Source organism: Acetobacter okinawensis (assembly GCF_002153655.1).
GTDB classification, from domain to species: Bacteria; Pseudomonadota; Alphaproteobacteria; order Acetobacterales; family Acetobacteraceae; genus Acetobacter; species Acetobacter okinawensis_A.
The window spans coordinates 67400-86908 of sequence record NZ_JOPJ01000001.1; the positions used below are offsets into that span (position 1 = coordinate 67400).

20 protein-coding genes and 1 tRNA gene are annotated in these 19509 nt (G+C 57.4%); 5 read left to right on the forward strand and 16 right to left on the reverse strand.

What is annotated here, in order from left to right; translation table 11 throughout:
• The 7 genes from HK26_RS00295 to HK26_RS00325 all read right to left on the reverse strand — a co-directional run bounded on the left by HK26_RS00295 (position 1) and on the right by HK26_RS00325 (position 7409).
• Entirely contained in the window at positions 1 to 960 is a 960-nt protein-coding gene (locus HK26_RS00295) for a heme o synthase (RefSeq protein WP_086637955.1), read from the reverse strand.
• Complete coding sequence (locus tag HK26_RS00300; protein WP_086637956.1) at positions 957 to 2225, reverse strand: heme-copper oxidase family protein; 1269 nt, start codon at positions 2223 to 2225, stop codon at positions 957 to 959. Before HK26_RS00300 ends, HK26_RS00295 begins: the two co-directional genes overlap by 4 nt.
• A gap of 151 nt (positions 2226 to 2376) precedes the next feature.
• A complete protein-coding gene (locus HK26_RS00305) occupies positions 2377 to 3075 on the reverse strand; it encodes a class I SAM-dependent methyltransferase (RefSeq protein ID WP_374188195.1) in 699 nt (232 codons plus the stop codon).
• Positions 3076 to 3219: 144 nt separating this feature from the next.
• Positions 3220 to 4215 (reverse strand): glutathione synthase, encoded by a 996-nt coding sequence (gene gshB, locus HK26_RS00310; RefSeq protein ID WP_086637958.1) that lies wholly within the window; start codon positions 4213 to 4215, stop codon positions 3220 to 3222.
• Between the two features lie 82 nt (positions 4216 to 4297).
• The gene (locus HK26_RS00315) at positions 4298 to 5815 is read right to left on the reverse strand and encodes a glycosyltransferase family 39 protein (protein ID WP_257640795.1); all 1518 of its coding nucleotides are present in this window, start codon (positions 5813 to 5815) and stop codon (positions 4298 to 4300) included.
• Positions 5770 to 6894 carry a glycosyltransferase gene (locus HK26_RS00320; protein WP_086637959.1) on the reverse strand — a complete coding sequence of 375 codons (1125 nt, stop codon included), beginning with the start codon at positions 6892 to 6894 and terminating at the stop codon, positions 5770 to 5772. The genes HK26_RS00315 and HK26_RS00320 overlap by 46 nt, the downstream gene beginning before the upstream one ends.
• On the reverse strand, positions 6894 to 7409 hold the full coding sequence (locus tag HK26_RS00325; RefSeq protein ID WP_086638031.1) for an Lrp/AsnC family transcriptional regulator: 516 nt from the start codon (positions 7407 to 7409) through the stop codon (positions 6894 to 6896). The genes HK26_RS00320 and HK26_RS00325 overlap by 1 nt, the downstream gene beginning before the upstream one ends.
• 174 nt (positions 7410 to 7583) lie before the next feature.
• Between HK26_RS00325 and trxB the strand changes: the two genes are divergently transcribed.
• The 4 genes from trxB to HK26_RS00345 all read left to right on the forward strand — a co-directional run bounded on the left by trxB (position 7584) and on the right by HK26_RS00345 (position 10917).
• The gene (gene trxB, locus HK26_RS00330) at positions 7584 to 8537 is read left to right on the forward strand and encodes a thioredoxin-disulfide reductase (protein WP_086637960.1); all 954 of its coding nucleotides are present in this window, start codon (positions 7584 to 7586) and stop codon (positions 8535 to 8537) included.
• A 103-nt stretch (positions 8538 to 8640) separates the two neighbouring features.
• Positions 8641 to 9522 carry a LysR family transcriptional regulator gene (locus HK26_RS00335; protein WP_086637961.1) on the forward strand — a complete coding sequence of 294 codons (882 nt, stop codon included), beginning with the start codon at positions 8641 to 8643 and terminating at the stop codon, positions 9520 to 9522.
• Positions 9523 to 10008: 486 nt separating this feature from the next.
• The gene (locus HK26_RS00340) at positions 10009 to 10473 is read left to right on the forward strand and encodes a Ros/MucR family transcriptional regulator (RefSeq protein WP_086637962.1); all 465 of its coding nucleotides are present in this window, start codon (positions 10009 to 10011) and stop codon (positions 10471 to 10473) included.
• Positions 10474 to 10626: 153 nt separating this feature from the next.
• Positions 10627 to 10917, forward strand: coding sequence for an integration host factor subunit beta (locus HK26_RS00345; RefSeq protein ID WP_025826094.1), 291 nt, complete (start codon positions 10627 to 10629; stop codon positions 10915 to 10917).
• Positions 10918 to 10924: 7 nt separating this feature from the next.
• Here HK26_RS00345 and HK26_RS00350 read toward each other — a convergent pair whose 3' ends face one another.
• Together HK26_RS00350 and murJ are read right to left on the reverse strand one after the other, a co-directional pair.
• Positions 10925 to 12208, reverse strand: a complete 1284-nt coding sequence (locus HK26_RS00350) for a UdgX family uracil-DNA binding protein (RefSeq protein ID WP_086637963.1) — start codon at positions 12206 to 12208, stop codon at positions 10925 to 10927.
• A 14-nt stretch (positions 12209 to 12222) separates the two neighbouring features.
• Positions 12223 to 13773: a murein biosynthesis integral membrane protein MurJ gene (gene murJ / locus HK26_RS00355; protein ID WP_086637964.1), complete on the reverse strand. Its 1551-nt coding sequence runs from the start codon at positions 13771 to 13773 to the stop codon at positions 12223 to 12225.
• Positions 13774 to 13980: 207 nt separating this feature from the next.
• Between murJ and HK26_RS00360 the strand changes: the two genes are divergently transcribed.
• Positions 13981 to 15099 (forward strand): AI-2E family transporter, encoded by a 1119-nt coding sequence (locus HK26_RS00360; RefSeq protein ID WP_086637965.1) that lies wholly within the window; start codon positions 13981 to 13983, stop codon positions 15097 to 15099.
• 63 nt (positions 15100 to 15162) lie between these two features.
• Here HK26_RS00360 and HK26_RS00365 read toward each other — a convergent pair.
• From HK26_RS00365 to HK26_RS00395, 7 genes are all read right to left on the reverse strand, one after another.
• Positions 15163 to 15236: transfer RNA gene (locus tag HK26_RS00365), tRNA-Pro, on the reverse strand.
• Positions 15237 to 15314: 78 nt separating this feature from the next.
• Positions 15315 to 15917: a MerR family transcriptional regulator gene (locus HK26_RS00370; protein WP_086637966.1), complete on the reverse strand. Its 603-nt coding sequence runs from the start codon at positions 15915 to 15917 to the stop codon at positions 15315 to 15317.
• Positions 15907 to 16260: an integration host factor subunit alpha gene (locus HK26_RS00375; RefSeq protein WP_257640801.1), complete on the reverse strand. Its 354-nt coding sequence runs from the start codon at positions 16258 to 16260 to the stop codon at positions 15907 to 15909. Before HK26_RS00375 ends, HK26_RS00370 begins: the two co-directional genes overlap by 11 nt.
• A gap of 37 nt (positions 16261 to 16297) precedes the next feature.
• Positions 16298 to 17266, reverse strand: a complete 969-nt coding sequence (locus HK26_RS00380) for a beta-ketoacyl-ACP synthase III (protein WP_086638032.1) — start codon at positions 17264 to 17266, stop codon at positions 16298 to 16300.
• Between the two features lie 72 nt (positions 17267 to 17338).
• A complete protein-coding gene (plsX, locus tag HK26_RS00385) occupies positions 17339 to 18445 on the reverse strand; it encodes a phosphate acyltransferase PlsX (protein WP_086637967.1) in 1107 nt (368 codons plus the stop codon).
• A gap of 87 nt (positions 18446 to 18532) precedes the next feature.
• Entirely contained in the window at positions 18533 to 18736 is a 204-nt protein-coding gene (gene rpmF / locus HK26_RS00390) for a 50S ribosomal protein L32 (protein WP_048852785.1), read from the reverse strand.
• Positions 18737 to 18906: 170 nt separating this feature from the next.
• On the reverse strand, positions 18907 to 19461 hold the full coding sequence (locus HK26_RS00395) for a DUF177 domain-containing protein (RefSeq protein WP_086637968.1): 555 nt from the start codon (positions 19459 to 19461) through the stop codon (positions 18907 to 18909).
• Positions 19462 to 19509 lie beyond the last annotated feature (48 nt).

Sequence of the window (19509 nt, forward strand, 5' to 3'; positions counted from 1 at the left end):
TCAGTGCATCCATATTTGTAAAAAATGATCGCCCAGCAGGCCGCAGAACAGAAAAAAGAGATACGCCAGAGAAAAACGGAAGGATATACGCGCAGCTTTATCCCCCTTCTGGCTTGCGCCGTTCTCGTCCTGCGGCTCAAGCAATATGCGCACGGCGCAGGCAACAAAACCAAGCCCCAGCACCACCGCAGTTACTGTATAAAGCCAGCCACTAGCCCCGACAAAAGACGGAATAAGCGACACAGCAAGCAGGACCAGAGTGTAGAAAAATATCTGCCAGCGTGTATGCCGCACGCCGCGCACAACCGGCAGCATGGGAATACCTGCACGCCCATAATCCTTGCAGGCATACAGCGCCAGGGACCAGAAGTGAGGCGGTGTCCAGAAGAACACAATGCCAAACATGACCACCGGCATGACCGCCATGTGGCCCGTGGCTGCGGCCCAGCCGATCATGGGGGGAAAAGCCCCCGCAGCCCCGCCGATAACAATATTCTGCGGCGTGGAGCGCTTGAGCCACATGGTGTAGATGACAGAATAAAAGAAAATGGAAAAAGCCAAAATGGCAGCAGCCAGCGTGTTGGTGGCAATCCACATCAGGCAGACAGACAGGCAGGAGAGTCCAACGCCGTAAGCCAGTGCCTCGTTTTGCGGAATGCGGCCCGAGGGAACCGGGCGGGTAATGGTCCGCTGCATGATCGCGTCAATATCGCGGTCATACCACATGTTAATGGCCCCGGCCGCACCAGATGCCAGACAGATGCAGAAGATGGTCACCAGCCCGACAAACGGGTTCAGATGCCCCGGCGCCATGAACATTCCCGCAGCACCCGTAAAAACAACGAGCGAAATCACGCGGGGCTTGAGCAACGCCAGCCAGTCACGCGCCTGCGTACCAACCTGTTCTGTTTGAAAACGGGGGCGTCTGGGCTGCGGGGCGGAAAGACTGGCTTCGCTCATACAACAGCACTCCCTGCCTTACTGGCCTCGGCCACGCCTACACGGCTATCCGGCACGGGAATAGCGCGCTGGAAGCTAATGGCCGCCGCCAGAACAAACACCACTGCCGCCACGCCAAACAGGGCACACCCCAGCACCTGCATGCCAGAGCCAAACACGCAGAGTGTTGCGACCGCAGTCAGCGCAAAATGGAGCTTGGCCAGAGACTGCGGGTACCAAAAACCACAGGCCTCGCCCCGCCACAGGTAAAAACCGCCACAAACTGCATAGAGCGCGCCAAGCTGCAAAGCGGGGTGCAGGCCGGTACCCTGCACAAGCTGTACCACCCAGCCACCAGCCACGACTGCTAAAAATCCCATCCCCCACAACAGTGGGGTGTGGAGAGAAACACGCGCCCGCCACGTACCGGCAAGCCACAGCCCAGCAAGACACACAGCCGACAGGGAACACAGCGCCAGACCAACATTGCCGATAAGCAGCGCGTTCTGGCTATCGCTCCCATGTGCAAGGCTGCTCTTGGCCCATGCCACCACACCAATGGCGGCGGTTGTGGCCATAATATAAGCAACAGGCCGTGTCTGTACCTGACCGATCCGCGCGGCCATCTCAAACACAATGCCAAACCCGGCGAGCAGCACAATCAGGCCAACAGGCCCTGCAAAATACTCAGCCCCGACAACCGGGCTGATCGCAGGCCACAGCCACGTACGCAGCACAGCAGCCGCAAAAACAGGAGCGCACAACAGCACAACCGTGGCGGAGAGCATTTCCCCCCAGACAAAGGGGGAGAAGGATGCCTGCGTCCGGCTATCCGCACAGCTATCAAAAATTGTGGCCAGCAGCACCATGGCGGACATAAGCGCACCCACCGACCATAATACATGCGCAAAGCGCGCATCGGCCAGTGTGCAGGTCAGCAGAAAAGACAACGCAAGAACAGCAACACCCGCCAGATTCAGCCGCCCCAGCACCATGTGCTCGCGCCCAAGAGCCCGAGGCAGCCAGAGCGTGCCAAAACCGCTGACCAGAGCAGGCACCACCACATAAAGCAGCATCAGTGCCGGGTGTGCCTGCGTCAGCCTGCCGCACAGGTCTGTGGCGGGCAACATGCCCAGACCAGCCAGAACGGAAACCCCACCCCCAACAAGAGCCGCAAGGGCTGCAAGCAGCAGGTAGGCTGTTCCGGCGGCAGAATCCTGCCGCTGGCTGGGGGTTTTACCCACCGTGGCAGATTGCGGGATAGGCTGGCTGTGCGCGGAGATCATGCTCCATGTTCCATATTCTGTGCAGGCTGATGATGGAGAACTGTGAATCCTGCTAGACAAAAAACGACCATATTTTATCGTTTTATGGCATAAAAACGCCCTACCAAGCCACGCATGTCTAGCGCCCCTGCCAAAACAGGAGCGCACATGTTTACGTTTTTGGCAGGTTTTCCAGCGTTACCAGCGTAAACAGGCCAAACGGCCGCACAGGCTGGATGTAAGCCCGTGCAATATCCTCCTGCGGGAGCAGCGATTCCATTGCAAAATCCGGGTGCCAGCCCAGAGAGTGGGAGGCACGCGCCATGGCGTGTTCCACAGCACCACGGATGCCGCCGGGGGCCAGAAAGTGGTTGACGAACAGAATATACCCGCCCGGACGGACAACCCGCTTGAGCTCACGCAGCAGCTTGCGCGGATGTGGCACCACAGATGCAACAAACATGGCAACCGCAATGTCGAAGGAGTTGTCCTCGAACGTGGTTTCTTCCGCGTCCATTTCGAGCAGGGCGTTTACGTTTGTCAGGTTGTCATGCCGTGCGCGCTCGCGGGCTTTGGCCAGCATGTCGGTCGAGAGGTCAATACCGGTAATGGCCTTGGCCTTGGTATAATGGGGCAACGCCAGACCGGTACCCACCCCGACTTCGAGCACATTTGTGCCGGGCAGACCATTGACTGCGTCCACCGCCCGCAGGCGACCAAAGCGGGAAATACCACCAAAGGCCACGTCGTAAACATTGGCCCAACGCCGATAGGCCAGTTTGACCGCCTCCGCATCAAGCGCGGAACGCGAGGGAGGAGGTACGGGGCTTTCCCCTCCGCCGGAGGGGTATTCTTGGAGAACGTCACTCATGTTGTCTCTCTGCCCGCTGACGGACATTTCTTCAAGAGCCACTATACTCTCTTCCTTCCTGCTTGCAGCACACACCACCAAAGCGCCTTTGTGTGGCAGCATCGTTTTACCGGCATGGCACCACCCAACAGGGCCAGACGGCTCTTATCGGACAGACAGCTTGCGTTCAATACAATCCCATATGCTGGCGGCACCATTAATGCCGTCAAACCGCTCCAGTTCCTGCAAACCGGTAGGTGACGTCACGTTGATTTCCGTCAGATACTGACCAATAACATCAATGCCCACAAAAATCAGGCCATGTTCTTTAAGAAACGGCCCAATTGCATCACAAATCTCATGATCACGCGCACTCAGCTCCACTTTGCACGCAACACCACCCACATGCATGTTGGAGCGGTGGTCCTCCCCCGAGGGTACGCGGTTGATCGCACCAATCGGCTCGCCATCCACTAAAATAACGCGCTTGTCCCCCGCAGTCACCGCGGGTTCATACCGCTGGATCATAAGGGGTTCGCGGGAGCGGGCAAAATGCATTTCCAGCAGGGCATTCAGGTTCTGGTCATCCGCCTTGATCCTAAAAACGCCGCTGCCGCCATTACCAAACAGCGGTTTGACAATGATATCTTTCCATTTGGCCCGGAACGCCCGAATCTGCTCCACATCCCATGTCACCAGTGTCGGGGGCATAAGCTGGGGAAAATGCGTGACCAGCAATTTTTCCGGGCAGTCACGCACCCACCGCGGGTCATTGACCACCAGAGCCTGATCAGGGCCAGTGCCATGAATATGGTCGAGCATATGCGTGGCGGTAATATAAGCCATGTCAAATGGTGGGTCCTGGCGCATGAGCACCACATCCATGGACCGCAGGGAACGCCGTACGGGTGCACCAAATGTAGCGTGCCGCCCTTTTTCCCGCCGGACGGTTACCGGGCGCATCAGCGCGGTAACATCCGTGCGCGTGGGGCCCCCGGCTTCCACCGTGCCTTCATCAAGGGCCATGGAGTTTACTTCGTACACAAACAGGCTGTGCCCGCGTGCCTGTGCCTCCAGCATCAGGGCAAAGGTTGAATCCCCATCAATATTGACATGCTCAAGTGGGTCCATCTGGACCGCCACAAGCCGTGGAGAGGCCATAAACTCGGGTTCCTGTTCTGCTGCTGGAGCGATTGTTGGGCTATCCTGCCTTTTTTCAGGTCAACACGCAAACACCCAGACCTTAACGCCCCCGGCCGGGCAGAAGTGCCGCACCATAGACCTGCCCCGGAGCCGGGCAGCGCAGGCGTACATGGAAGAGCGCATAGGTGTCGGCCACAATACCGCCGCGCGTACGCGCCTGCTCCGGCAGTGTCTCAAGCACCTCAAACAGATGATCATCTGGCGGGCCTGCCCGCTTATGGCTCAGCACAAGATAGGCCAGTGTGCCACAGGCTGGATGCGGCAGACTGAACAGCCGCCAGCGGGGTTCGGCCCCCAGCACCACACGCTCAGGTGCGTAAAATGCCAATTCGGACGCAAGGCCGTATTCATCCGCAACCAAAGGCGCGCCTTCAGGCACACGGGCAGAAACAGAACGGGCAAAATCCGGCCAGCCCCCCATCTGCCGCAAGGTCATGTCCAGATGCGGGGAGAGGCGCAGGGGCATGAACGCCGCCTGCACGCCAACCACACCCGCCAGCCCGATGCCGACAAAACCCGCACTCCGCCACCATGGCCACGCCACCTGTGCTGCGGCCAAAGCCAGAATGGGGTACAGCACCACCGGCCAGTTGGCCTGCACCCGCGCGCCCAGCGCATGCTGCGCAAACACGGCGGCGGGCAGCGCAACCATGCACAGCAGCAGGGTGGCAAAACTGCTCCGCCGCTGCCACAACAACCAGACCGCACCGACAAAAAAAATAAACACCAAAGGGGACGCAAGACCCACCTGCCCGCCCAGCAACTCCCCCATAAAAGCCAGAGCGTGCGCGGGATTCCAGTCCCCTACCCGGCCACCCTGCTTGGCAAAGCTGGCCCATGCATGCTCGGCGTTCCACCAGATCACGGGCACGGTGCACACGAGCGCAAGAACGGCGGCGCAGTAAGGCCACGGCGTGCGCAGCCACGACCGCCCTTCTTTGGTAGCAAGCAGCCATAGGCCCAGACCGGCCAGCGGCAAGAGCATGGTATATTTGCTGTCAAACCCCAATCCGGTAGCCAGACCGGCAAGCAGCCACATGCGCCGCTGCCCCCCAATGCAGGCACCCACCAGCCCCCACAGCAAAAGCGCCATAAAAAACAGCAATGGCGTATCCGGGGTCATGACCAGTGTGCCCAGACCAACACTCAGCGTGCCATTAAACAGCAGCCCTGCGCGCAGCCCCCCTGCACGCACCTGTTCCGGCGCTACCTGCCCGTGCAGCCAGCACCACGCGGACTGAACAATCAGCATCGTGGCCAGACAGGTGGAAACAGGCCCCAGAAGGCGCACCCCCAGAGCGGTATCCCCTGCAAGGAGCATACCCACACGCGCCCACACCGCCACCATGGGTGGATGATCAAGGTACCCACCAGCCGGAGCCAGCGCCCATATCCGGTAATAAGCCTCGTCCGGTGAGAGTGGGATACTGGCGGCCAGCACAAGGCGAACAAGGGTCAGGCAGGCAAGCCCCCACCACCAGTACGTGCAGGGTGCCAGAGCGGCCCGCAATGTTAGCGGGACCGCCAGATAATGGTGGAAGACATGGTGTAATTCCAAACCACAGCCAGCACAGCGCCCGCCAGACTAGCCTCGTTAATCCGGTAACTCTGCGCATACATCATATGCGCCACACCCACATCCGCCAGCGCTCCAACTGAGCAGACCAGCATGAACACCAGCAGCCCCCACACGCAGCGCCGACCATGCAGGCGACGGTCCCTGTAGGTAAAATTGTTGTCCAGATAAAAGTTCACACCCATTGCCGCTATGGTGCCGATGGCCTGCGCTGTTGAAAAACTGCCCCAGAACAGCCGCACCAGATGCATGACCCCCAGATTGGCCCCTACCCCGGCAAGGCCCACAAGGCAGAATGCCACAAAGCGCAGCGGCACCAGACCACGGGAGAATTTTTCCAAAAGAAGGGCCGCAAACTGAATCATCACCAACGTGTCCAGTTTGCTCTCACCTGCCACGCGGGGACGGAAGCCACAGGCGATTTCCTGCACTTTGAGTGGCTGTTTTGAGGACAGCAGCAGGTCTAGCAAAATCTTGAACCCAGCCCCGGACAGGCGCGGCGCTATGGTCTCGAACGTCTGTTGCCGCAAGGCAAAAAAGCCGCTCATGGGGTCACTCAGCCTGACTGGCAGAAAACGCTGCGCCAGCCATATGCCCCCATCGGAGAGAGCATGCCGCCATGCGTTGGCTAGCCCCTCGTTACTCCCCCCCTCAACATGGCGACTGCCCACGGCAATGTCGCACGCACCACTGCCAACGGCGTCTATCAGCGCAATCAGGCGGCTTTCATCATGCTGGAGGTCACCATCCATGACCGCCACAATCTGCGCGGAGGAGGACAACGCCCCTTCAATAACCGCTGTGGACAGCCCTCTGCGGCCAATCCGGCAGATGCCACGCACATACGCCTTCTGCCGCGCCAGCGCACGGACTGCATCTGTTGTTTTGTCAGGCGAATTGTCATCGACAAAAATAACCTCCCACCGCCTGCCTTCCAGTGCTTTTTCCAGCATGGCAACAAGTGGGGCTACATTGGCAACTTCGTTATAACACGGCACAATAATACTGATATCGGGGCCGCCTGCTGGCACATGACTCTCCAAAACATCTGAACCGGGCATTACTCCGGCGCCCCCTCCCTGATAACCGGCAACGGCACACCTTCACGTTCCAGACTGGTGCGGATGGTTTGCAGGGTCTGCACCCGGATAACGTGAGAGGCCTCGGTTAACTGCCGCGTCAGGGCATTTTCATGCGCCGCGTCACGCGCGATCAGGCGGACAAGAAAATCCCCACCGCCCCGGATCATGTGGCACTCACGCACCTCCGGCCATTCGGCAAGCTGGCGCTCAAAAGCCGAAAGGACTGTCTCTTTCTGGCTATCCAGCCCGATCAGGGCAAAAAATATGATCGGCCAGCCAAGGGCAGTCGCATCCGGCTGGGCATGATAGCCACGAATGATGCCCTCCTCCTCCAGCCGCCGCACGCGCCGAAGGCAGGGAGGGGCCGAAATGCCAACACGCCGGGCCAGTTCGACATTGGTCATACGACCATCATCCTGCAGCTCGGCTACGATACGAAGATCAACAGCGTCCAGATCCGTCACCTTATCCGACCCATCCTGTGCAAGATGCAACTCCCAGAAAAGAGTGGCGAGTATATGCCACGCTCCCCGCCATGCCGCAAACTCCTCTCTCAACACTTGCTCAACGCAAACGCACCCGTCATATCCTTTTGTCCAACGTAATCGGCGCCACGCCTGCGCGGCATAACTGCACCCGCACTTCTTGCTTTGGGGAACTCTTCTGGCATGACTGAAACCATCACAACCGACCTGCTTGTCATTGGCGCAGGCCCCGCAGGCTATACTGCCGCCATTTACGCGGCCCGCGCCAACCTCTCCCCCATTCTGGTAGCGGGGCTGCAACCGGGTGGGCAGCTGACCATTACAACCGATGTGGAAAACTACCCCGGTTTTGCCAAGGCCGTGCAAGGCCCCTGGCTCATGGAGCAGATGGCCGAACAGGCGCAGAATGTCGGCACCCGTATTGAATACGACATTATTACCGAGGTGGATTTTGGCTCAGGCTCCCCCTTCCGTCTGGTGGGGGATTCCGGGACGACCTACGTCGCGCGCGCCGTGATTATTGCCACAGGTGCACAGGCCCGCTGGCTTGGCCTGCCAAGTGAAAAGCGCCTTCAGGGTGGCGGCGTGTCCGCCTGCGCGACATGCGATGGTTTTTTCTATCGTGGTAAAAAAGTTGCCGTGGTGGGCGGTGGCAATACAGCCGTGGAAGAAGCCCTGTATCTGACCCACCATGCCTCCCACGTGACCCTGATCCACCGCCGCGACTCCCTGCGTGCGGAAAAAATCTTACAGGACCGCCTGTTCAACCACCCCAAAATTTCGGTCATATGGAACAGTGAGGTTGCCGACATTCTGGCCACAGGCACGCCAGAAGTGGTTTGCGGCGTACGCCTGCGCAACCTTGTGGACCAAAGCGAAACCACACTTGATATTGACGGTCTGTTCATTGCCATAGGCCACGCCCCGACCACAGGTATTTTCCGTGAGCAGATCACCCTCGATGCCGAAGGGTACATTCAAACCACCCCCGGAACGACCCGTACATCCGTACCCGGTGTTTTTGCCGCAGGCGATGTACAGGACAAAATATACCGTCAGGCTGTAACTGCTGCAGGCAGCGGGTGCATGGCAGCACTGGACGCAGAGCGGTATCTGGCAGAATTGCCCAAAACGTAACTCTGCCCATACCTTGACCACGTGCAGTAATTACTGCACGTAGTAACGTCGAAAGCATGGTATTGTGCTTTTGTAATTTCAGTCAATTTAGCAGGAGGCGTGCGTGGACTGGGACAAACTCCGGGTTTTCCATGCCGTAGCGGAAGCCGGTTCCTTTACCCACGCGGGGGATGTGCTTAACCTAAGCCAGTCTGCCGTATCCAGACAGATTTCTGCGCTGGAAGATGTTCTTCAGGTACCCCTATTCCACCGCCATGCGCGTGGATTGATCCTGACTGAGCAAGGGGAAACCTTGCATAAAACGGTTCGGGAAGTGTTCTCCAAACTGGAGATGACACAGACCTTGCTGACAGAAAGCAAGGAAAAAGCCGCAGGCCGCCTACGGGTTACAACCACAACCGGATTTGGTAACTGCTGGCTTATGCCACGACTCCATAAGTTTATGGAAGCCAACCCCGAAATTGATATCTGCCTTATTCTGGAAGACAACGATCTGGATCTGGGCATGCGGGAGGCCGATGTGGCCGTGCGCATGCATGCCCCGCGCCAGCCGGACCTGATCCAGCGCCATCTGGCGGACTTCAATCTGCCAATTTTTGCAGCGCCCCAATATATTGAGCGCCATGGCATGCCATCCAGTCTGGAGGATATTAAAAACCACCAGCTGGTTCTGTTTGGCGAGCACCATCCGCCTGTAGCCCACATCAACTGGCTGGCCGAAGCAGGGCAGACCAGCAGCCACAGCCGCCCGGCACGGCTGGAGGTCAACAGCATGGCCGCCATGGCCTCCGCCATAGCAGCCGGTCTGGGCATTGGCTCCATTCCCTCTTATGCCGCCAGCAAATTTCCCGATCTGGTGCAAATTCTGCCTGAAATTACGACACCTACGGTGGATGCCTATTTTGTCTACCCCGAGGAACTGCGTAGCTCCAAGCGGGTAGCCGTCTTCCGTGACTTCCTGATGAGCGAACTCGGCATTCGTTGAGTTTACTCTAACGGTATTTGAAAAACCCCGACATGTTCCATGCAGGAAACAAGTCGGGGTTTTCTTTTGTTATGCACTATACTGTAAAAGCGCACCTGACATACCCAGAATACAGTTCTGGAGAATAACAGAATATCCTGAAAAATCAGCCGTCTATTCCAATACGGCCTTGAATTCTTCTCAACGCTGGATTGCAATCATCACAATATTATCAACAAATTGTTATAACCAGAGAAGACACCATCTCAGAATATGCCACCATTTGTGGGCATGGATACTCTTTTGCACAATGATCGTATATTATTAACTAGATATTACGAATAATTTATACAATTTCATCTCAATATTGAAAAAATCGACAGATCATTACGGCATTTTATACCACTCCAGCCTTATTTTTGATTTTTTGTATATTGGCAGTTCACAACGATTAAATAATTGAGTATGGTTCTTATTATTCACACTGAATTTTTAATTAGGCCTGCCATGAGTGAGATCCAGAACTATTCGCCTCTCCTAGATCTTGTATCCGAGATCGTGTCTGCACACGTCTCCAACAACCAGACGGACCCTGCTACTATTCCGGCTCTGATCAAGGACGTTTTCCAGGCTCTTAAAACGGCTGACCAGCCGCAGAGCGAGCCCGAAAAGCTCCAGCCGGCCGTGCCCGTCAAGCGTTCGGTTTTCCCGGACTATATCGTCTGCCTTGAAGACGGTAAAAAGCTGAAGATGCTCAAGCGGCACCTCCAGAGCGCTTACGGCATGTCCCCCGAGCAGTACCGCGAACGCTGGAACCTGCCTGCAGATTACCCCATGGTTGCCCCCAACTATGCGGAGCGTCGTTCCACCCTTGCGCGTGAAATCGGTCTTGGCCGTAAAATCCACGCCGCTGGTGATGAAGACGATACGTCCGGCCGCGCAAAGCGTGGTAAAAAGGCAGCCCCAGTCTAAGATAATATCCCATGCTCTGATGTGTCTGGTGTTCGCACCAGACTGTCAGGCATTTTTATCTTGACGCCCTGCCGTGGAGCGCGGAATGCTTGCATCTGTCTGGTACAGATTCAGCCAGACCATCTATCTCTACCCTAATCGGCAGGGGGCTCCATGACGCGGTCTGAACTTATTGCCATTCTGATAGAAAAAAACCCGCACCTTCAGCTTAGAGAGGCTACGCTGTTGGTGAATACGGTCTTTGGCGGCATAACAAGCAGCCTGGCAGCAGGGAACCGCGTTGAATTACGAGGGTTTGGTGCTTTTTCCGTCAAGGAACGGGAACCACGTCTTGGCCGAAACCCCAAAACAGGGGAACAGGTGCAGGTCAGTAAAAAACTGGTCCCGTTTTTTAAAACCGGAAAAGAGCTTCACCAGCGCCTTAACAAGGCGGGCTTGGCCTAGCCCGCCTTTATTCTTCTGTGGCACATGGGTCTGCCTGACCAACATAATGTGCTGCCAGACGTAAATCCTCTACAAACCGTGCATATTCTCTCTGCCGACTTGCCTCATCTGGCAAACGCAGCAAGTAAGATGGATGCACAGTCACCAATCCTTGCGTCTCCCCTTCCAGATGGAACAGACGCGAGCGGGTGGCGGAAATTGTAACCGGTTTTTGCAGAACGCTCTGGGCGGCCGTTGCCCCCAGCATAACCAGCAATGCGGGCCGGACCAGACGGCGCTCCGCATCCAGCCATACACGGCAGGCGGCTACATGCTCTGCCTGTGGCTTCTGGTGCAGACGGCGACTCCCTTTCCATATAAAATGGAAATGCTTGACTGCATTGGTGACGTAAACCTGATGGCGCTGTAACCCGGCCTCACACAGCGCCTTGTCCAGCACCTGCCCGGCAGGCCCTACAAACGGTCGCCCCTGCTGGTCCTCCTGATCACCCGGCTGCTCCCCCACCAACATCAATTTAGCGTTTTGTGGTCCCTCGCCAAAAACCGTGCGCGATGCAGGCTCCCACAAGGCGCAGGCCCGGCAATCCACGGCCTCCGCACCAAGCAAGGCCAGATTGGGTGCTTCGGCTACATCCTTGCGTTGGGGCTGCATGACACTCAGCGCATAGCCGAGCCAGATACCAGCCCCATCGGCCTGCCATTGCACAGCGGCCTCATCTGGCACGGCGTCTGTCCCCGCAGCAAAGCGCAGCGCGTTGCCTGTCCACTCCATACGTCGGTAGGGTGTTACAACCTGCCACGGCCGCGCATTGCGCTGTGTGCAATAGCGTGCGTTAGCCTCCAGAATATAATGCTCAGGAGTATTCTGCAAAATTGCAGGAGTCTGTTGTTGCATGCTGAAGGCGGAAAAAGCCTCCCTGAACCGCACTGTATCAGCCCGAACCGCCACCATGGACTGCCTCAACCACATCAGGTCAGGGTCGTGCAGATCGGTCAGTTCCAGCCCGTCATGCACCAGACGGTACATAATGCGGTAAAGCCGCGCAAACCGGGCTGGATCGTGCAATTGCAATGCCAGCCCCAGCGCTACGGCAAAGCGGCGGGAGAGAGTCAGAACCGGAGGAGGCGCCGGATAGGTCTGGGCTGTTCCCGCGCCGTATTGTTCCTCCGCCCCTATGGGGGCCACCGTCCAGTGCAGCGCCTCTGGCACAGTGCCCAAATGAACAAAATACCGGCTTGCGCTATGCCATGTGGCAAAATCAACCTGATGCGCAAGAACAACCTCAGGCATGCGTCTTCCCTACTTTATCCCGCCCTGCGGCGCAGTCGCCCCCGAATACGGGCAAGCATATCCGGCAGGTCCGCTACGCCAAAAACATGCAGAAGTACCGCGTAAAAGACTGCGCCCCCCATAACCATACCTGTCAGCCAGACAGCTCTGGTCACAAAAATGGCTGGGAGCGTTACCATGCACCCCACACCCCAAAGACCCAGCCCCATAACAACAGCCGCAAGGCACACCCGCCCCATGTGTGACAGGGTTGTCCCATACACAACCAGTGCATTTTTGCGCAGTAGCAGTACAACCAGCAACGCTACGTTGACGCATGCCGTAATACTGCTGGCCAAAGGTGGCCCCACATGCGCCAAAGGCTTCATAAACAGCAGATTGAGCACAAAGTTCAACACAAGCACGCCTATGCCTACGTACACCGGGGTCCGTGTATCTCCACGCGCAAAAAATGCGGGGGAAAGCACCTTGACCAGAATGAACGCAGGCAAGCCCACAGCATAAGCCCGCAAGGACTGAGCAGACAAAAGCGCGTCATGCTCGGTAAAAGACCCGTGCCCGAACAGCACGATCATGATTGGGCCTGCAAGGACCAGCAACCCGGCAACCGCTGGCAGGGTCAGCAGGATAACATATTCCACCGAGCGGTTCTGCGCTCTGTGCGCACCTTGTATATCGCCAGCACTCAGATGCCTTGTCAGCACCGGCAGAAGAGTTGTACCCGCAGCCGCCCCCAGTACGCCAAGCGGCAACTGGTTAATCCGATCAGCAAAATACATGAGCGAAACACTTCCCGCAGGCAGCAAGGTGCCAATAATGGTGTCCACGGTCAGGTTGATCTGGCCAACGCCACTCCCGATAAGGCCGGGTACCATACGGCGCAACAGCAGACGGATGCGCGGCGTCAGGCTGGGCCATAAAGGCATAAGGCCGAACTCCGCCTTCTCACACGCCCAGGCCAGCAGCCCCAGTTGCACAACGCCCGAAACCGTAACCCCCCATGCCGCTGCATACGCCACAGTCGGGAAGAAGGGAGACGCACCAACAATGGCAAGAATACCCACCACATTGAAGGCCAGATAGGCAGCGGATGCCATGCCAAATCTGTGCAGGCCATTCAGCACCCCTGCCAGCAGAGCCGCCGCACAGATCATCACCAGATAGGGGAAGGTAATACGGCTCAGGCTGACCGCCATGGCATAACGATCGCCATGTTGTAAAAACCCCGGTGCAATCACCCGCAGAACCTGCGGCATGAACACCTCGCCCAGCACACACAAAAACACCAGCCATGCCAGCATGACCCCGAGTGTACGGCGCGCGAACAGCCGTGCTTCATCGCGCCCCTCCTGCACCATAACGGTGGAGAACATAGGGACAAAAGCAGCGTTAAATGCGCCCTCGCCGAACAGACGACGAAACATGTTGGGCAGGCGGAAGGCGACCTGATACGCATCCTGCAAGGGGCCAGCGCCCATAAAGGCGGCCAGAAGCTGGTCGCGTACCAGTCCAAGAATACGGCTGAGCATGGTCCAGCCGCCGACTGTCAGAAAATTTCTGAGCATGGGGTATCCGCTTTGAATGTGCAGGCAAGCAGCGGAACACTAGAGATAAATCTGGAAAAAGATACTGCCAATTACCCACTCACCCTTTGTCCCGCATATGGGGGTGTATCGGATACGCTATATTATTCACCCACAACACAGTATGCTGCCCCCAGAACATAAAGAGCGGTCTGCACAAAACAGAACCATTGGAAAGACACATCGCGCATGCCCAATACGCCCCCATCTTCATTAGTGCCTGCTCACCAGCGTTGTGGCCTTATAAAGGCCAGCCAACGCTCCAAGCGGGGGCAGGAAATGGCGCGCAGTCTCTTGGCTCTTTTTATTGTGGGTATGGCCCTATACACCATACAGGGCTTTTTGCCCGCTCTGGCATGGGGCGGCGTTTTTGCCATTGCCACATGGCCCCTTTACAGCGGCGCGTGCCGTATGTGGCCTAATGCGGCCCGCGGCACTTTGCTGCCACTCCTGTTTACAGCGGTTATGGCCCTTCTGTTTGTCATACCCCTGACCCTGTTCACGCTTGAAGCCATTGGAGAGGCACAGAGTGCTCTGGAATGGCTGGACCATGCCCGTAAATTCGGCCTCCCGGTTCCAGAGGTTCTTCAGCAATTACCTGTGGGGGCCACAACCGTTACACATCTGTGGGAGACGCACCTGTCCAACCCGCGTGATGTCTCGGGCCTGCTGGGGGCGCTGGATAACAAGGGCGTTATGGTCACCCGCGCGTTAGGGAGCCAGATTGCGCACCGGGGTACGCTGTTCTGCTTTTCTATCCTCACCCTGTTTTTCCTCTACAAGGATGGTGTTTCGGTTATTCGGCAATGCCGCGTTGCTTCAAGCCGGGCCTTTGGCCGTAGGGGGGAAAGCATAGCCCGCCAGATTGTGGCTTCCATCCATGGTTCTGTGCAGGGGCTGGTTCTGGTCGGCATTGGCGAAGGTGTGCTGATGGGCCTTGTCTATCTTTTTGCCCATGCGCCACACCCTGCCCTGTTTGGCGTCATGACTGCTGTAGCCGCCATGATCCCTTTTTGCGCCATGATCGCGATTAGTCTTGTGTCCCTGCTTATTCTGGTTTCTGGCGCATCTGTTGCAGCCATTGTGACATTCTGTATTGGTGCAACGGTTATTTTTGTCGCTGACCACTTTGTCCGCCCCACCTTGATTGGCGGCACAACCAAGCTGCCTTTCCTGTGGGTGCTGCTTGGTATTCTGGGGGGTGCAGAAATGTGGGGGCTGATCGGCCTGTTTATTGGCCCCGCTGCCATGGCCGCCCTCAACCTGATCTGGCGGCGCTGGACATACGGAAACAATGCAGAAGTCTGAAAAGACTTTTGCATTTCCTCCCCCAAGAGGGGTTATTTAGCATTCACATTTTCGGAAAAAATATCGGGCAGGCGGGATTCGAACCCACGACCCCCAGTCCCCCAGACTGATGCGCTACCAGACTGCGCTACTGCCCGTTAAGTGTGAGGGGTATGTAGCAGCCCCTTGGGCAGGGAGCAACCCACTCAAACTGTTTTTTTTGCCTTTTTTATCAATCAGGCCAAAATCTTGCGGCGCATGGCCTCAAGCTCGACCAGCACATCGGCAAGGTCGGCGCGCAAACGGATGTTCTGCCCCATAACCGCAACAAGCGCCTCTTCCAGACCAGCCTCAATAGCCGCTGGCAATTCGGCAGCCACAGCCTCGACCTGTTGGTAATCCCCAACTATCGAGTCTTCGGTCACGGAGTGTTCCACCGGAGTGTGCACCACCAGCGCAGAGGAGTCCTGCTCCACCGCACCGTCCGCAACTCCGGGTGACGGCACACTGACCAAAGCTCCTTCGCGCAGCAGGCGCTGCACACCTTTAACGGTGTAACCCTGATTATAGAGCAAGTCAGCAATACGGCCGAGCAGCACCACATCATCGGGCCTGTAATACCGCCGTCCGCCCCCTCTCTTCAGGGGGCGTACCTGCTGGAACTGCGTCTCCCACAAACGCAGGGTATGTTGGGGAACATGCAGCTCATCCGCGACTTCACTAATGGTCCGGAATGCGTGGGGGCCTTTTTCCAGCCCACCCGACTCCAGAACATCCGTGCCAGCATCTGGCACGTCATGCTCATCGTCATGGGGGATGGATGTGCCATCAATCGTCATACTCGACTCCCGGCTCTGTCTCCTCATGGTTGACTTCGCCTCTTAGCAACTGGCTGGAGCGAAACACCAGAACGGAGCGGGGAAGAATAGGCACTTCTTCCCCTGTTTTGGGGTTGCGCCCGCAGCGCTGCCCCTTTTTACGGACTGAGAACGTGCCAAAACCGCTGATTTTGACACTTTCGCCCCGCTCAAGCGCCTGCATGACTGTCTCCAGAACATCTTCTAGGAGCACAGACGACTCTTTACGAGACAACCCTACCTGCTGATAGATCTGCTCTATCAAAGATGCACGTGTGACAGTTTCCATGTGAAGAAAGGTAACACGCCTGTGCGGCGCGTCAATTCATTCACAATGATGTCACCTGTCTGTTATCAGCTGGTTACAGGCGTACCAGCACTGAGCCCCAGGTCAAACCGCCCCCCAGAGCCTCCATCAGCACCAGTTCGCCTTTCTGAATCCGGCCATCACGCACGGCTTCATCCAGCGCAAGAGGAATGGAAGCGGCTGAGGTATTGGCGTGCCGGTCAACGGTCACAACCACACGCTCGGCAGGCAGGCCCAGCTTTTTGCCCACACCTTCAATAATCCGGATATTGGCCTGATGCGGCACAAGCCAGTCCACATCCGCGTAGCTCAGCCCTTCTGCCTGAAGGGCTTCGTCCACAGAGGAGGACAGTTTGGCAACGGCATGGCGGAACACATCGCGCCCGCTCATTTTCAGGTGTCCACTTTTGTCTGGCTGGCCCACTGCGCCGTCCACGTACAACAGGTCACCCGTTGTACCATCGGAATGCAGATGGGTGGATAAAATGCCCCGCGTACCGGATTCGTCATCAGAGGCAGAGACAACAACCGCCCCTGCCCCATCACCGAACAGGACGCAGGTGCCCCTGTCCTGCCAGTCCACAATGCGCGAATACACCTCGCTACCAATAACCAGCGCGTTGCGCACCTGCCCGGAGCGGATGAAGGAATTTGCTGTTGCCAGTGCAAAAATAAAACCCGAACAGGCAGCCGCAATATCAAACCCAAACCCGTGGGTCATGCCCAGAGCAGCCTGAATACGAACCGCTGTTGCGGGAAAAGCCTGATCGGGCGTGGATGTGGCCACAAGCACCACATCAATATCATCAGCACTCAGCCCGGCGTAGTCGAGCGCCCGGCGTGCAGCCTCGGCCCCCATGCTTGTTGCACTGTCATCTGGGCCAGCCAGATGGCGGCGGGTAATGCCGGTGCGGGTTTTGATCCACTCATCCGATGTGGCCAGCCGGGTTGCCAGCTCTTCGTTCGTGACAACTCTTTCTGGCAGAAATCCACCAAAACCCACCAGAAGCGAACGTTTCGCCATGACCGTTCTTTCATTATCCGCCAGCACAAACCGCCTTGCAGCCTGCGCACGCAATACATTCGTTCCGTCTATTCAGGAAACCGGGAGGGCTGGTGCGCAGTCTTCCTCCACCTGCGGGCGCATCAGCAACGCCCCCATATGGGCAAGGCGCTCACGAATGCTTTCGTTAAAACCATGCGTGACCATATCCATGGCCACATCGACCGCAGCGGCAAAGCCCTCGGCATCCGTGCCGCCATGGGATTTGACCACCACACCATTCAGGCCCACAAAAACGGCACCGTTGTAACGGCGTGGGTCCAGCCATTCCTTCATCCGCTCCAGTCCGGGGCGGACGAGCAGATAACCAAGGCGGGAAATAATCCCGTGCTGGAACACCCGGCGCAAAAGGGTTGTGGCCATTTTAAGCACACCCTCGCCGGTTTTCAGCGCAACATTCCCTGTAAATCCGTCAGTGACCACAACGTCTGTGGTGCCTGCGGTAATATCATGCCCCTCCACAAAACCGTGGTACTGCGAGGCAAGAGGACTTTCGCGCAGGATTTCAGCCGCCACGCGCAGCCTTTCATCACCCTTGAGTTCTTCTGCGCCAATATTGAGCAGACCTATGGTTGGCGCAGGCAGCCCCAGTACGGACTTGGCAAATGCCTCGCCCATAACCGCGAATTCCACCAGATTGCGCCAGTCACAGGCCACATTGGCCCCGAGGTCGAGCATGACAACATCACCCTTGATGGTCGGGCTGATGGCGGCCATGGCCGGGCGGGAAATACCGGGTAATGTTTTGATAACAATTTTGGCCAAGGCCAGCATGGCGCCACTGTTGCCTGCGGACACAACCCCTTGGGCGCGCCCACTGGCCACGGCGTCCATGGCAAGTCGCATGGAGGACTGACGCATCCGCAATGCGGATGTTGGCTTCATGTCCATGGAGACGGACACATCCGTATGCCACACCGTGCATATGGACGCAGCCTTGGGATACTTCGCCAGCAAAGGTAGCAGGCGCGCTTCATCCCCGATCAGAAGCACCTTGATATTGCGGTGCCGTTCGGCGGCAACGGCAAGCCCGGCAACAACCACTTCCGGAGCCCCATCACCCCCCATCCCATCCACAGCAAGGTTGAATACCTCGTTCGGATCGGAAGGAAAATTTTCTGGAATCTCGGTCTTGCTCATGCCTGCTTCTCTGCCATGCCGCAGATGCCTTACCCCCATTACCCCGCGTGCTACGGATGCAGCACGCGTTAACTCACGCCTGAAAAATCAGGCGCGAACGGCGACCTTGAGTGCCTTGCCTGCTGCAATCACTTCACGCCCGTCATAATGACCGCAGTGACTGCAAACATTGTGGGGGCGCTTCAGTTCGCCACAGTTGGAACATTCAGCATGAGCTTCTGCGCGCAGAGCTTCATGGCTGCGACGCATGCCACGACGTGAAGGCGAGGTTTTCTTTTTGGGTACAGCCATAAGCCCAGCCCCTTCTCATAAAAATGGTTTGAACAACACGCCTGACCACGCATTCACGCACCCAGACGACATAACAGGTTTAACACCAGCACTGAGCCGCGGCCTCTAGCAGACAGCAAGCGTTTTCGCAAGCAATCCTAAAAGAAAACCCCACAGACGCGCATGGGCAGTTATGCGTTTCCGCCCCGCCAGCGCGCCAGACCGGCAAACGGACTGGCCTTTTTCTCGGCCTCTTCCGCAAGACCAAGACGGTCTGCCTCCTCCTCATCCATGATCAGACCGGGGGGGAGAGCAACATCCGGCGCATGAGGATAAGGCTCCAGATCAAGGGCAAACTGCTCAACAACAGCCTCCCCCAGATCAATGTCCTGCCCGTCATACGGAATTTCATCAATCGCGTCCATATCAGGCACGTCGGGCTCCACAAACTGTGCTGCGGGCACAAAGCGGACAACAAACGATCCGGCCATCATGTCCTCAAACGCTTCCATGCTGACAACGCAGGTCTGCGTAAAACGGACGGCCATTGCCCCTTCGGCCGTCACAACGCCCCGACCATCATCTTTAAGCCGGTAGCGGCAGCGGAGCATGGCCACGTCCTGCAACCCCAGCCGCCGGGCCACTTTGCCACATTCATCCGGCGTGGCTTCCACAGTCATATCCGTACCCAGCATTCCGATTCGGCGCACGGCCAGAGGGCGAAAAAATTCTGGTTTTTCGGTCATGGAAGTCTCCTGATGTAACGCTGAAACACGCAGACGGGGCACACTCGG

What these genes read in the sequence shown, in the direction of transcription:
- HK26_RS00295 (WP_086637955.1), bottom strand. Translation starts at nt 960, where the DNA reads ATGAGCGAAGCCAGTCTTTCCGCCCCGCAGCCCAGACGCCCCCGTTTT.
- HK26_RS00300 (WP_086637956.1), bottom strand. Translation starts at nt 2,225, where the DNA reads ATGATCTCCGCGCACAGCCAGCCTATCCCGCAATCTGCCACGGTGGGT.
- HK26_RS00305 (WP_374188195.1), bottom strand. Translation starts at nt 3,075, where the DNA reads ATGAGTGACGTTCTCCAAGAATACCCCTCCGGCGGAGGGGAAAGCCCC.
- gshB (WP_086637958.1), bottom strand. Translation starts at nt 4,215, where the DNA reads ATGGCCTCTCCACGGCTTGTGGCGGTCCAGATGGACCCACTTGAGCAT.
- HK26_RS00320 (WP_086637959.1), bottom strand. Translation starts at nt 6,894, where the DNA reads ATGCCCGGTTCAGATGTTTTGGAGAGTCATGTGCCAGCAGGCGGCCCC.
- trxB (WP_086637960.1), top strand. Translation starts at nt 7,584, where the DNA reads ATGACTGAAACCATCACAACCGACCTGCTTGTCATTGGCGCAGGCCCC.
- HK26_RS00340 (WP_086637962.1), top strand. Translation starts at nt 10,009, where the DNA reads ATGAGTGAGATCCAGAACTATTCGCCTCTCCTAGATCTTGTATCCGAG.
- HK26_RS00345 (WP_025826094.1), top strand. Translation starts at nt 10,627, where the DNA reads ATGACGCGGTCTGAACTTATTGCCATTCTGATAGAAAAAAACCCGCAC.
- HK26_RS00350 (WP_086637963.1), bottom strand. Translation starts at nt 12,208, where the DNA reads ATGCCTGAGGTTGTTCTTGCGCATCAGGTTGATTTTGCCACATGGCAT.
- murJ (WP_086637964.1), bottom strand. Translation starts at nt 13,773, where the DNA reads ATGCTCAGAAATTTTCTGACAGTCGGCGGCTGGACCATGCTCAGCCGT.
- HK26_RS00360 (WP_086637965.1), top strand. Translation starts at nt 13,981, where the DNA reads ATGCCCAATACGCCCCCATCTTCATTAGTGCCTGCTCACCAGCGTTGT.
- HK26_RS00370 (WP_086637966.1), bottom strand. Translation starts at nt 15,917, where the DNA reads ATGACGATTGATGGCACATCCATCCCCCATGACGATGAGCATGACGTG.
- HK26_RS00380 (WP_086638032.1), bottom strand. Translation starts at nt 17,266, where the DNA reads ATGGCGAAACGTTCGCTTCTGGTGGGTTTTGGTGGATTTCTGCCAGAA.
- plsX (WP_086637967.1), bottom strand. Translation starts at nt 18,445, where the DNA reads ATGAGCAAGACCGAGATTCCAGAAAATTTTCCTTCCGATCCGAACGAG.
- rpmF (WP_048852785.1), bottom strand. Translation starts at nt 18,736, where the DNA reads ATGGCTGTACCCAAAAAGAAAACCTCGCCTTCACGTCGTGGCATGCGT.
- HK26_RS00395 (WP_086637968.1), bottom strand. Translation starts at nt 19,461, where the DNA reads ATGACCGAAAAACCAGAATTTTTTCGCCCTCTGGCCGTGCGCCGAATC.